12 protein-coding genes are annotated in these 13,101 nt (G+C 64.4%); 8 read left to right on the top strand and 4 right to left on the bottom strand.

The window, feature by feature from the left end:
* The first annotated feature begins 14 nt into the window (after positions 1-14).
* On the top strand, positions 15-875 hold the full coding sequence (gene ku / locus JN280_RS10575; RefSeq protein ID WP_202311996.1) for a non-homologous end joining protein Ku: 861 nt from the start codon (positions 15-17) through the stop codon (positions 873-875).
* Positions 875-1,960, top strand: coding sequence for a tetratricopeptide repeat protein (locus JN280_RS10570; RefSeq protein ID WP_202311995.1), 1,086 nt, complete (start codon positions 875-877; stop codon positions 1,958-1,960). Before ku ends, JN280_RS10570 begins: the two co-directional genes overlap by 1 nt.
* Before the next feature lie 18 nt (positions 1,961-1,978).
* Here JN280_RS10570 and JN280_RS10565 read toward each other — a convergent pair whose 3' ends face one another.
* Together JN280_RS10565 and JN280_RS10560 are read right to left on the bottom strand one after the other, a co-directional pair.
* On the bottom strand, positions 1,979-2,401 hold the full coding sequence (locus JN280_RS10565) for a hypothetical protein (RefSeq protein ID WP_202311994.1): 423 nt from the start codon (positions 2,399-2,401) through the stop codon (positions 1,979-1,981).
* Complete coding sequence (locus JN280_RS10560; protein WP_202311993.1) at positions 2,394-2,660, bottom strand: type II toxin-antitoxin system Phd/YefM family antitoxin; 267 nt, start codon at positions 2,658-2,660, stop codon at positions 2,394-2,396. The genes JN280_RS10565 and JN280_RS10560 overlap by 8 nt, the downstream gene beginning before the upstream one ends.
* Before the next feature lie 109 nt (positions 2,661-2,769).
* On the opposite strand from JN280_RS10560, the gene JN280_RS10555 reads away from it, so the two are divergent.
* On the top strand, positions 2,770-3,408 hold the full coding sequence (locus JN280_RS10555) for an alpha/beta hydrolase family protein (RefSeq protein WP_202311992.1): 639 nt from the start codon (positions 2,770-2,772) through the stop codon (positions 3,406-3,408).
* Positions 3,409-3,418: 10 nt separating this feature from the next.
* The gene (xth, locus tag JN280_RS10550; RefSeq protein ID WP_202311991.1) at positions 3,419-4,189 is read left to right on the top strand and encodes an exodeoxyribonuclease III; all 771 of its coding nucleotides are present in this window, start codon (positions 3,419-3,421) and stop codon (positions 4,187-4,189) included.
* 527 nt (positions 4,190-4,716) lie between these two features.
* Here the strand turns inward: xth and pepT are convergent.
* The gene (gene pepT, locus JN280_RS10545) at positions 4,717-5,949 is read right to left on the bottom strand and encodes a peptidase T (RefSeq protein ID WP_202311990.1); all 1,233 of its coding nucleotides are present in this window, start codon (positions 5,947-5,949) and stop codon (positions 4,717-4,719) included.
* A gap of 102 nt (positions 5,950-6,051) precedes the next feature.
* A complete protein-coding gene (locus JN280_RS10540; RefSeq protein ID WP_446720821.1) occupies positions 6,052-7,119 on the bottom strand; it encodes a LacI family DNA-binding transcriptional regulator in 1,068 nt (355 codons plus the stop codon).
* Between the two features lie 118 nt (positions 7,120-7,237).
* Between JN280_RS10540 and bglB the strand changes: the two genes are divergently transcribed.
* From bglB to JN280_RS10520, 4 genes are all read left to right on the top strand, one after another.
* Complete coding sequence (bglB, locus tag JN280_RS10535; protein WP_202311987.1) at positions 7,238-8,338, top strand: beta-galactosidase BglB; 1,101 nt, start codon at positions 7,238-7,240, stop codon at positions 8,336-8,338.
* Positions 8,335-9,171: a 5-dehydro-4-deoxy-D-glucuronate isomerase gene (gene kduI, locus JN280_RS10530; protein WP_202311986.1), complete on the top strand. Its 837-nt coding sequence runs from the start codon at positions 8,335-8,337 to the stop codon at positions 9,169-9,171. Before bglB ends, kduI begins: the two co-directional genes overlap by 4 nt.
* Positions 9,168-11,651, top strand: coding sequence for a hypothetical protein (locus tag JN280_RS10525; RefSeq protein ID WP_202311985.1), 2,484 nt, complete (start codon positions 9,168-9,170; stop codon positions 11,649-11,651). Before kduI ends, JN280_RS10525 begins: the two co-directional genes overlap by 4 nt.
* A gap of 80 nt (positions 11,652-11,731) precedes the next feature.
* Entirely contained in the window at positions 11,732-13,000 is a 1,269-nt protein-coding gene (locus tag JN280_RS10520) for an ABC transporter substrate-binding protein (RefSeq protein WP_202311984.1), read from the top strand.
* The last annotated feature ends 101 nt before the right edge of the window (positions 13,001-13,101 follow it).

The following is a 13,101-nucleotide window of genomic DNA, read 5'->3' as shown; positions in this document are numbered from 1 at the left end:
CGTAGGAGACATCCATGGCACCGAGAGCCAGCTGGAAAGGATATCTGAAGCTCAGTCTGGTGAGCTGCCCGGTGCGGCTATACCCCGCCACCAGCTCGAGCGAGCGCATCTCCTTCAACCAGCTTCACAAGAAGACGCACAACCGCATCAACATGAAGCCGGTCGATCCCGAGCTGGGCCTCGTCGAACGTTCCGACCTGGTCAAGGGCTATGAATATGAAGACAAGCAATATGTCATCATCGACGAATCCGACCTCGAAAGCGTCAGGATCGAATCCAACCACACGATGAACATCGAGGCCTTCGTCGAGGAGGGTTCCGTCGATGTCATCTATCAGGACGCGCCCTATTATCTGGCGCCTGACGGCGCCATGGCGGAGGAGACTTTCGTCGTGCTTCGCGAGGCGCTGCGCAGGACAGGCAAGCTGGCGATCGCACGGCTGGTCCTGTCGAGCCGCGAACGTGTCGTCACCATCGGCGCGCGGGAGACGGGCATGTTCGTCTCGACGCTCCGAAACCCCAATGAGGTGCGGGGCACCGCCGAGTATTTCGGCAATATCCCCGTCGGCGATCCCGATCCGGAAATGCTGCAGCTCGCCGAGGCGCTGATCCAGCAGAAGCTGACGACCTTCGACCCGAAGAAATACGAGGACCGCTACGAGATCGCGCTGATGGCGATGATCCGCGAGAAGCTCAAGGGCCACAAGCCGATCATCGCGGCCGCCCCCGAGCGCGGCAACGTCATCAACCTCATGGACGCGCTCAAGGCCAGCCTGTCGCAAGCCAAGCCGCCGGCGCAAAGCAAGAGCAAGGCGGCGGCCGAGCCCGCAGCCAAGCCTGCGACCAAGGCCAGGCCCGCCAAGAAGAAAGCTTGATGCCGCTCGCCGCCAAGACCTTCGGTATCGTCGGCGCGCTCGCCGCCTTTCCCCGAAGGTTGGCCGCACGCGAGGTCGAGAAGCAGAACGGCCAGTTGCGCCATGCCGTGACCCGACGTACGTCGCATGCCGTCTTCGGCAGAACGCTGCTCGGCCGGATGTCCGAAGCTGACATCGAAACGCGCTTCGCGACGGAACTCGCCGCCGGCCGCGCTGTGCTCAGCGAGAACGGCTTTTTGCGCATGCTGGGGCTGACGGCGTCACCTGAACCCTCGGCGCTGACGCGCCAGTCGCTGCTCGACCAGTCGCGGCTGCCGCCCCGCGCATTCGACCTGCTCGCTCTGTTCGACGCCTTCGAGCACGATGCGGAGCCCTTCTCCTTCCGCGACCTGATCCTAGCCCGAAAATATGCCGGGCTGATCGCTGGTGGTGCCACATGGACCGCAATCGCACGCTCCGTACACCGCTCCGGCCCGGTCGCGTCACTCACAGCCCTGTCGCTCCACGCGCAGGGCCGGGAGGCGATCTATGCCCTGAGCGGTGACCGCCTGAGCGAGCTCGACGGTCAGATGCTTCTGCCGCTCGACACGGCAGACGACGCTGAGGCCGAAGAACTCTTCGCGCTGGCCGAGACACTGGAAGCGGAAGGCCGCTCCGCAGAGGCCGCTGCCCAGTACGAACGATGCCTGGCGATCGACCCACGTGATTCCGTCGCCGCCTTCAACCGCGGCAACTGCCTGCGCGCCGCCGGGCTGCCTGATGAGGCCGCCCATGCCTACGCCCAGGCCATCAAGCTCGACCCCGGCTTTGTCGAGGCCTGGTTCAATCTCGCAGGCCTTCACGCCGATCGCGGCGAAACCAATACGGCGCGCCGGCACCTCGAAAAGGCGATCGGCATCGACCCCGCCTATGGCGATGCCGTCTTCAATCTGGCCAAGCTCGAATATGACGACGGCAGGCTGGCCGAGGCGCGCCGCTGGTGGACCCGGTATCTGGAGCTCGACCGGGATTCCGAATGGGCGCGGACGGCCGCCCGCGGCATCCAGTTTGCCGACCTCCAGCTTGCCCGGAAATCGGCGGGCTGAGTTCGCTGTCGACGTGAATCAAAGGGTGCGGTCGACCCGCCCACGACCCGCAGCGAGAATAGGGCGAATGGCTCGGCGAATCTCCTCCATGAAGCTTGGCCCGAACATGCCTCGCGGTTTCTGGTTTGGCTCGAAATAATAGGACCGCTCGGCAATATCGTAGTTGAATTCATCGACGGTAACCCAACCGCGTTTGAACATCGATAGGCCTGCGCGTCTGAGCTCCAGCGCCGGTATTTCGAGCGCTAATTGTCCGAGAAGGGGCGAGGTGCCCGAGATTGGCAGGATCACGAGATGGGTGATCGAACGCGCCGGATCCCGCAAAGCGATGGCGAGACAGACCGGGCGGTCCTTTTCAGCGTTCTCCCGTCCTTGGTTCCTCTGCCAGCGCCAGAGATAGGGATACCTGATGATCGATCCGCTCGGGAAGCGGTCAGTCATGCTTCCCGCTCTCATACTCCGCGGATTGACGATCGAGCTCGGTCAACAGGATGTCGGCAAGTTCATCCGGCACCTCGTCAGCCGCGTAGGCACGACGAGGGTCGTCGCGAGCAGTCAAGCTTTCAAACGCCTCCGCTGACAGAACCACCACCGACGCACGACCATGCTTCGTCAGGGTGAGTGGCTCACGCAGAGCCTCGTCGTGATAGCGGCCGAAGTGCCGGATAAACTCGGCGGTCGAAACGGTCTTGGTTCTCATTGGGCCTCGCACGAATTTTCTGAATTATACAGAAAACTTGTACAAATACAATGGCTGCCCCAGGCGTCGCAAACATGCATAATAGCGGGTCCCATACCGACAAGCAGGCATGACCGACAACTTCCTCACAGACGGCCCGGACGACGCGCACGCCACCATTCTCCTCGCTCACGGGGCCGGCGCGCCTATGGATTCGGCCTCGATGACGGCAACAGCCAGGGCGCTGGCCGCAGCGGGTTTCCGCGTCGCCCGCTTCGAGTTCGGCTACATGGCGGCGCGGCGCGACGGCGCCCGCAAGCCCCCGCCGCGTGCCGAGACGCTCAATCCCGAATACAAGGCGGCGGTGACCGAGTTGAGCGCGGCGGGCCCGCTGATCATCGGCGGCAAGTCGATGGGGGGCCGCGTCGCCAGCATGGTCGCCGACGAGCTTTGCGCAGAGGGCCGGATCGCCGGGCTCCTGTGCCTCGGCTATCCGTTCCATCCGCCCGCCAAGCCGGAGCAGTTGCGCACAAAGCACCTCGCGGATCTCCGCACGCCGACCTTGATCTGCCAGGGCACCCGCGACGAATTCGGCACCCGCGACGAAGTCGCCGGCTACACGCTCTCCGACAGCATCGAGATACTCTGGCTCGAAGATGGCGACCACGATCTGAAGCCGCGCAAGGCCGTGTCAGGGTTCTCAGCCGCCGATCACCTGAAGACGCTGGCCGAGGGTGTCACGGGCTGGTTTGCCCGGATCACCCACTGATCCCGCAGCGATGAGGATCGCGACCTTCAACATCAACAACGTCAACCGCCGGCTGGACAACCTGCTCCGCTGGCTGGAGGTCGCGAAACCTGATGTCGTCTGCCTGCAGGAACTCAAGGCCACGGATGGTCAGTTCCCGCGCGCGGCCATCGAGAAGGCAGGCTATGGGGCGGTATGGCGGGGCCAGTCGGCATGGAACGGCGTGGCGATCCTCGCCCGTGACGCCGACCCCGTGCTCACCCGCGACGCCCTGCCCGGCGAACCCGCCGACAGCCAGGCCCGCTATATCGAGGCCGCTGTGAAAGGCATAGTCATCGCCTCGCTTTATGCGCCGAACGGCAATCCCCAGCCGGGCCCGAAGTTCGATTACAAGCTCGCCTGGTCGGAACGCCTGATCGCCCACGCCGGCGAGCTCTTCGCGACCGGCCTGCCAGTGGTTCTGGCAGGCGACTTCAACATCGTGCCGGAACCGCGCGACATCTATCCCACCAAGTCCTACGAAAAGAACGCGCTGGTGCAGCCGCAGAGCCGCGCCGTGTTCAAGCGTCTCCTCGACCAGGGCTGGGTCGATGCGATCCGCAAGGTCCATCCCGACGAGACGGTCTACACCTTCTGGGACTATATGCGGAACCGCTGGGCCCGGAACGCCGGCCTGCGGCTCGACCATCTCCTGCTCAGCCGCAAGGTCGCGCGGCGGCTGAAGGACGCCGGCGTCGATATGGATGTGCGTGGGCTCGAAGGCGCCAGCGACCATGCGCCTGCATGGATTGAGCTGAGGTAGCTTTTCGTCTTAAGCGTCGACGCCACCCTATCGTGTGCAGACGTCGCGAAAATACCCCTCATCCGACCTCGCTTCGCGAGGCCACCTTCTCCCACACGGGGAGAAGGGAAGGCTCCCGCGACGTCGCGGCCAATCGCATAGGTCGACGATTTGCCGAGCCGGCGAAACGGGGCTCCGGCCTTCTCCCCTTGTGGGAGAAGGTGGCCTCGCCCGACAGGGCGAGGTCGGATGAGGGGCATTTTCGCGGGCGCACCCCATAGTCATTGCGGGGAGGCCGGCAGGCAGATGAGGGGCGGCGCCAAGGCCTCCCAAAAGGGCGCGGTCCTGTAAAATACTGGGGGTTTACAGGACGGGCCTGTTTTTCGACCTCGCACTTTTCAGCGTCGCAGAATCATTCAGGTCGCAAAACTCCGACAGTGAAACGACAGGTCAAGAAATCGTCGATTCCGGCGTCGTCGTCAATTGGCGACGCCGGGGGGGGGTCAGTGAGAATTGATCGAGGGACGCGCCGGTCGCTCATGAGCGGTTCAGATCCGCTCCTCCCAGACCTTGGCCAGTTCCACGATCGTTGCGACGGCCTTCTCCATGTCCTGGCGGCTCACCCATTCGAGCGGGGAGTGGAAGGCATGCCCGCCGGCGAAGAGGTTCGGACATGGCAGCCCCATGAAGGAAAGCCGAGAGCCGTCCGTGCCGCCCCTTATGCTGCCGCGCACGGGCGTTATGCCGGCGCGACGGATGGCTTCGATCGCGTTCTCGACGATTTCGGGATGGCGGTCGAGGACGACCTTCATGTTGCGGTACTGCTCCTTGACCTCGAAGCTGTAACTCGAGCCTGGATAGGCCTTCATCACATCCTTGATCAGCTCTTCGAGCAGGACCTCCTTGACCTTCAGCCCCTCCTCGCGGAAGTCACGGACGATGAAGCCGAGCGTCGCCTTCTCCATGGCTCCGCTGATCGCGATCGGATGAATGAAGCCTTCCCGGTCCGACGTCGTTTCCGGGGCGATCTCGCGGGGCAGCCGATCAACGATCGCGCCGGCGATCTTGATCGCGTTCTCCATTCTGCCCTTGGCGAAGCCCGGATGGATGGCCACGCCCTGGATGGTGACCTCCACCCCGTCGGCCGAAAAGGTCTCGTCCTCGATATGCCCCGCCGTCTCGCCGTCGAGCGTGTAGGCGAATTGTGCGCCGAGCTTGTCGAGATCCACCTTGTCGACGCCGCGCCCGATCTCCTCGTCGGGCGTGAACAGGATCTTGATCGTGCCGTGCCTGATGTCGGGATTGTCGATCAGGAACTGTGCCGCCGTCATGATCTCGGCGATGCCCGCCTTGTCGTCGGCGCCGAGCAGCGTCGTGCCGTCGGTGGTGACGATGTCGTTGCCGATCTGATCGCGCAGCGCCGGATTCTCGGCGACGCGTATCACCTGGAGCGGATCGCCCGGCAGGGTGATGTCGCCGCCGGGGTAGCCGCGCACGACCTGCGGCTTGACGTTTTTCCCGGTGAAGTCCGGGGCCGTGTCCATATGCGAGCAGAAGCAGATGACGGGCACCTGCTTGTCCACATTCGAGGCGAGGGTGGCATAGACGTAGCCGTGCTCGTCCAGATGCGCATCCGTGAGCCCCATCGCGAGAAGCTCGTCCACCAGCAGACGTCCGAGGTTCTTCTGTTTCTCCGTCGAGGGCTGCGTCGATGACGCGGCATCGGACTGAGTGTCGATCACGACATAGCGAAGGAAGCGGTCGAGGACGGTATCGGTCATGTGGCTGATCCAGAGATTTCGAAAGAGGGTGACAGCTTTACAGCATCGGTCCCGAAAAATGGATCGCGCTTTTCGGACGCCTACCGGCCACTCCGCAAGCACTCAGCCTGTCGCCGTCGCTACCCTCTCGCGCACCTTGGCCGTCGATGCCCGTTCGACGAGGTGGCAGGCGAGTTCCACGCGGCGCGAGGGCACGGGCAGGCCTGAGAGATCGTCACGCAACAGGTCGAGCGCGACCGAGCCGATCTCCCGCATCGGAATATGCATCGACGTCATCGGCGGATTGAGGAAAGCCGCCTGGGGAAGGTCATCCATGCCCATGACGGACACGTCACCAGGCACCGAGAAGCCCATCTGCTGGACGCCGACCATCGCGCCGACCGCAAGGCTGTCGCCGGCGGCGAGCAAAGCGGTGAAATCGAGCCCGTTCGCGGCGATCCGCCTGGCGATCACCTGCGTGGCCAGTTCCGGCAGCCAGTCGTCCACGGGCACGACGAGGTCGTCGGTGACGGGCAGCCCGTGCGCCAGCATGGCATCGCGCCAGCCCTCGTAGCGCCGCTCGATCGTCCGGCGTCCCGGCCGCATCAGGAAGAGGATGCGCCGATGTCCGAGACGGATGAGATAGTCGGTCGCCAGATGCGCACTAGAGCGGTTGCAAGGCGTCACGCTGGAAAGCCGCATGAAGGGGTCGTCGCTGTTGAGCAGGACGACAGGCTTGTCGAAGCCTCGGGTGGCCGCGAGCATGCCTTCGTCATCGATCGTGAGGAAGAGCAACCCGGCGACGCCATTGTCCTCCTGGGCTTCCTTCAGAACCGCCAGTTCCTCGGCCTGGTTGGCGATCGGTCGGGTGACGATCTCAAGCCCCAGCGTCTGCGCGCGCTCCTTCAGCCCTTCGAGCACGTAGAGCGTGAACTGGTTGCGCACATAGTCGATCATCGCCGCGCTCGAGGCGGCGAGGATGACCTTCTGGCCGGCGACCGCCGTCGGGATGACGTAATTGGCGTTCTTGGCCGCTTCCAGCACCTGCCGGCGGATCTCGGGACGAACGCCCTTTTCGCCTGCCAAAGCACGCGAAGCGGTGCTCAACGAGACACCACATGCCTGAGCGATATCCTCGAGCCGCACTCGCCTGCTTTTCTTGCCACGTTTGCCTGGGAGAGGCTTCGCCATCGTCATGCTCGTTTCCTTCTCATCAGCATGAAAGAAATTTTCAGATTGCGCAAGTGAAACTCCCATGTCTCAATCTGGATCGAGGAGCCGCCGAGGCGGTCATACATGGAGGAGCGCGATGGGCCCGAACGCCCACGACATTCGCATTGGACTCGATCGTCTCGTCGCCGGCATGACCGGCCTTCGTCATGACGGTCGTTTCCATGAGCCGAATCTCGACGGGACTGCCGGCGACTACATCAGCTTCGATAGTTGGGAATGGCCTCAGGGCGTCGGCCTCTACGGGCTGATCAGGCTATGGCTCTTCACCGGCCGGGACGACCTGAGATCGCTGGTCGAAGTCTGGTACCAGGCGCGGCTCGAAGCCGGCCTGCCCGAGCTCAATGTGAACACCACCGCGCCGATGCTCGGCCTCTCGGTGCTGTGGTCGAAAACGCGCGACCCTCGCTGGAAAGGACCTCTCGATGACTGGGCGAACCGCGTGATCCGTGAGCTCGGACGCACCCCCGAAGGCGGCTTCGAGCACCACGTGTCCGACAAGGTCAATGACAACGAATTGTGGGACGATACTCTCTATATGGTCGCCCTGTTTCTCGCCTCCTACGGCCAGGCTGCCGACCGGTCCGAGCTCATCCACGAGGCCTCCCGGCAATTCCTCGTCCACACCCGCTATCTCGCCGACACCCATACGGGCCTCTGGTTCCATGGCTGGACATTCCAAGGCCGGCACAATTTCGCTCGGGCCCGCTGGGCGCGCGGCAATGCCTGGATCACCGCGGGCATCCTCGACCTCTTCGACCTCGCTGAGCTTGCACCACCGGTCAGGGTCTTTCTCGAAGGCGTTCTCGTGTCGCAGGTCGAGGCGCTCCTGCCGCTGCAGACCTCTTCGGGCGCCTGGCGGACCCTGCTCGACGACGCCACGTCCTATGAGGAGATCTCGGCCACGGCCGGCATCGGCTACGGCCTACTCAAGGGCCACCGCCTCGGCCTGGGCAACGCCGCCTGGCGGACGGCCGGCCTGCGCGCCCTCGAGGCCGTCATGAACAATATCGCGGAAGACGGCACCGTGCTCAACGTCTCCTACGGCACCCGCATGGGCCACGACCTCCAGTTCTACAGGGACATTCCAATCCAGCCGACCGGCTACGGACAGGCGCTCGCGATCCTGTGTCTCTCCGAAGCCCTGCAGCATGTCGGTGCAGAAGGACGAGCAGCATGACGATGAAGGTTTTGTACGGAGCCGGCCCCGAAGACATCAAGGGCTACGACACGGACCGCCTCCGGGACGAGTTCCTGATCACCGGTCTCTTTACGCCGGATGCCCTGCGCTTCACCTATACCCATGTCGACCGCATGCTGATCGGCGGCGCAATGCCGGTCAGCGAAGGACTATCCTTCGGATCGGGCGCCGAGATCGGCACGCCCTATCTTCTGTCGGCCCGCGAAATGGGCATCGCCAATCTCGGCGGTTCCGGCACCATCGAGGTCGACGGCAGGCGGTTCGCGCTCGAAAATCGCGACGTTCTCTATGTTGGCCGGGGCGCCAGGGAGATCAAGCTCGCCAGTCGTTCCCCGGAAACGCCGGCCCGTTTCTACATGAATTCGGTACCTGCCGGCGCCGACCTACCGCATCGGCTGATCACCAAGGCCGAAGCGAAGCCGCTGGAACTCGGCGAAGCCAGGCGCTCCAACAAGCGGCGGCTGGCGATGTACATCCATCCCGAAGTCTCGCATTCCTGCCTGCTCCTGATGGGCATCACGGATCTCGCCGAGGGCAGCGCCTGGAACACCATGCCGCCGCACCTGCACGAACGCCGCATGGAGGCCTATTGCTACTTCGACCTGGCGCCGGAGGATCGTATCGTCCACCTCATGGGGCGCCCCGACGCCACGCGGCATCTGATCGTCGCCGACGGTGACGTCGTGCTGTCGCCCGCCTGGTCCATCCATATGGGTGCGGGCACCGGACCCTATGCCTTCGTCTGGGGCATGACCGGCGAGAACCAGGAATATAACGACGTCAATCCCGTTGCTGTGGCGGACCTGAAATGAGCGACCGGCAGGAGCACCTCAGGCGGCCGCTGCAGGCAGGCGACGCGATCCGCTACTGGCAGCTCGGCGCAATCGCCGAGGAACGTTTCGACGTTCCGGACCAGCCGATGAAGGGCGAGATGGACCCCTTCTTCTTCCTGACCAAGCACAAGAATTTCATCCCGCACGAATATCCCTGCCGCACGATCTTTGCCGGCCGCTATCGCGGCAATCGGCCTGAAGTCCGCGGCGCCTTCGAAGCTTCGCGCTGGTGGCTGCCCTTCGGCTCGCCCCGGCTCGACCTCTCGGGCTTCTGGTTCCGCCCGACCAGGCTCGCCACATGGGCGAGGACCTTCATCGAGGCCGATGCCAAGGGAACGGCGAGGGTCCGTCTCGGCACCTGCGGCGGCGCGGTCCTGTGGCTGAACGGCGCCGAAGTCGGCTGGATGGCGCCTTACAGCCGAAATCTCGAGGCCAAGTCCGAGTTCGAGCTTTCGCTCGAGGCGGGGCTGAACGAAATCGTCCTGTTCTTCGACGATCTGGCGGAGCGCGACGCGCGCTATTTCATCCAGCTCGACTATCTGTCGGGCCCCAAGGCGAATGTGGCGGTGCCGGTTCCTTGCCCGGGCGAGGATGCGGCGGCGATCGAAGCCCTGCTCGACGGCATGCATTTCGATCGCCCGGCCTATTTGGAGGGCGACATAAGTCTGCTGTTCCCGACGCCGCTGGCGATAGAAGTCGACGCTAATGTCGCCGTCGAAGGCGATTTCATGTCGACCGAGCGCTTCGATCACGACTTCGCACTGGGGAGCGGCGAGAGCCGGCTCGTCATCGGCCCATCCGAGAAGGCGCCGGCGGACTTTCGCCACTTCCGCATCACGATCGACGCCGGAGGCTTCGTCGCCTCGCGGTCGATCGGCGTCGAGATCTGTCACGCAGCCCGCCAGGGCGAGGCGCCGGTTTCGCTTGCCGCGCGCATCGCCGAAACGCTTGATGAAATTTCGGAGTTCTCCGAGCGCGACACGGTGCGGGCCTTTGCGCGCCTCGCCAGCGGACGCTCCGGGGCCGACACCGATGCGATGATCGAGGAGATCCTGCCATCGATCGAGGACTGCCACGACTGCGCCGATTTTTCGCTCGTCCCGCTGATCTGGTCCCGCACGAGTTGGGGCGCTGACATCGGCGAAAAGACGCGCGCCCGCATCGACGCAGCCATCCTGAATTTCCGCTACTGGATGGACGAGCCGGGCAACGACGTGCAGTGGTACTTCTCCGAGAACCACGCCTTGCTGTTCCACACCGCGGCCTATCTCGCGGGCCACCTCCTGCCGGAGGCCACTTTCGTGCGCTCAGGCCGGAAGGGCGAGGAGCAGAGCGCGGTCGGGGCTTCCCGCGTGCGCGCCTGGCTCGATCATTTCGAAGCCTGGGAGATGGCCGAGTTCAACTCGGCCCCCTATTTCCCGATCGACCTCAAGGGCCTGACGGCGCTCGCCGCCCTTTCTCCTGACGCCGACATCGCCGAGCGCGCGCGCAAGGGCATCGTCCGCCTCTGCGAGATCATCGCCCGCTCGGCCCATCACGGCATGGTCACTGCCGCCCAAGGGCGCTCTTATGAACACACACTCTGCGCCGGCCGTTCGCTCGAGCTCTCGGGAGCAGCGCGGCTGCTCTGGGGGCGGGGCTGGTATGGCCGCCGGGTGCACGCCTTGCCCCAACTCGCCATCTGCCTGCGCGACTACGGCCTGGTCGTGCCGGAAAGCCTGGCCGCGGTAGCGCGCCATCAGGCGGATGCGCATCAGGAATGGCGCTTCGCCCAGGGCGAGAACCGCTTTGCCGCGCTCTATCACTACAAGGGGCGCAACTTTGCCATGGGGTCGGCCGTCCACTATCGCTGGGGCGAATGGGGTTACCAGGAAACGATCCTGCATCTGAGGATCGGCGACCGACCGGAAGCAGCGGTATGGATCAACCACCCCGGCGAAACGATACAGCTCGGCTACGGCCGGCCCTCGTTCTGGGGCGGGTGCGGCACCCTTCCGCGCGCCCATCAATATCGGGGACTGGCCGTCGTCGATTTCTCGACCTTCGAGGAACAGCCTGATTTCACCCACGCCTGGTTCCCGGTCGCCGAGTTCGAAGAGAGCGCGATCGAGGGCAATCTCGCAGTTGGACGCAGCGGACGAGGCGCCGTCGTCCTCATCGGCAGCGGCGGTCTTCATCTCGTCGGAGACGGTCCCTCGGCCGGGACGGAACTGCGTCAAATGGGGCACAAGACCCGCTGGCTCGTCAGGGTCTGCGAAGCCTCCGATATCGACGCCGCCAGCTCCCGATACGGCTCGCTTTCGATCGTTGAGGCCGAAGACGGCGGATTGGCGGTGGAGGATCCCGACTATGGCCGCGTGCTGTTCCGCAGCGACGGGTCGGTCGAAGCCGAGGGGCGCAGTATCGCGCCGGCGGATTTTTCCGTCGCCGGCGAAATCACCATGCTCTCCGGATCATGACGATATCGCGCCGGTCGGGAGTAGCCGGCGCGGATACCAACGGCGAGCGGCAAGCTCGCCTTCGAAGAGGAGGAAAGGCAATGACCAAGACCAGCAGCATGCTCGCGGCCCTGGCCGTCGGGCTCATGACGTCCACGGCTGCCCTGGCCGGCGACGTGCGCATCATGTGGTACTCGGACGGCGTCGAAGGCGAGGTCCTGAAGGATCTGCTCGACCGCTTCATGAAGGAAAATCCTGATATCAACGTCGTTCTCGACAACGTCTCCTACAGCGTCGTGCGCGAGCAGCTTCCCGTGCAGCTCGAGGCAGGCCACGGCCCCGACATCGCGCGCGTCACCAATCTCAAGGCGCAGAGCCAGCATTGGCTCGATCTTCGCCCGCTCGTCGCCGACCCGGCCTATTGGGACGAGAATTTCGGTGCTCAGGCCGACTGGATGCGGCCCGACGGCTCCAACCAGATATCCGGCTTCATGACGCAGGTCACGATCGCCGGCGGCTTCGCCAACAAGACGCTGTTCGAACAGGCCGGCGTCGCGATCCCGGGCGATGACGCGACATGGGACGACTGGGCGAAAGCGGCCAAACAGGTGGCCGATAGCCAGCAGGTGCCCTTCCCCATGGCGCTCGACCGCTCGGGTCACCGTCTGAGCGGGCCCAACCTCGCTTACGGTGGCAACTATATCGGTGCGGACGGCAAGCCGGCACCGCTCGACGAAGGAACGAAGAGCTTCCTCGCCAAGTTCGTCGGCTGGATCGAGGACGGCACCATGGCCAAGGACGTCTGGGTCTCGGCTGCGGGCTCGACCTATCGCGCCGCCGCCGACGACTTCATCAACGGTCAACTCGTCTACTATTATTCCGGATCGTGGCAGATCCCGAACTTCTCCACCAAGATCGGCACGAATTTCGACTGGGTGGCGACCGGCAGCCCCTGCGGGCCTGCCAACTGCACCGGCATGACCGGCGGCGCCGGGCTCGTCGCGGTCAAATACACCAAGAACCCGGCCGAGGTCGCCAAGGTCATGGACTACCTGGCCCGCGAAGACATCGTGAAGGAGTTTTCCGAACGCACGCTTTTCCTGCCCGCCCATAAGGGCGTGCTGGCGAAGGGCCTCGACTTCAAGACGGACGACGCCCAGGCCAAGGCCGCGCTCAACGAGTTCGTCACGGCCAGCGGTGCGCTTTCCGAAATCGCCCGAAAGCTGCCGGGCTGGCATTGGTCCGATACGTTCTACGGCGCGCTCGTCACCCGTGTGAGCCAGGCCTCGGCCGGCGAGATGCCGATCGACGAGGCGTTCAAGCGCATCGATGCGGATATCGCCGCCAAGGTGAAGGAAGCCGGGCAGTAAGGCTGTCGGCGGGCTCCGACGGCCGGGCCCGAAGCAAATTGCAGCCAGTCGCTCCGTGCCGCACAGTGCGGCCGGAGCGGATGCCATGGTCGAAAAACGAT

This window comes from Mesorhizobium sp. L-8-10 (assembly GCF_016756635.1).
GTDB lineage: Bacteria > Pseudomonadota > Alphaproteobacteria > Rhizobiales > Rhizobiaceae.
Note: the sequence above shows the minus strand (reverse complement) of the source record. Positions and strands in the feature narration are given on the sequence as shown.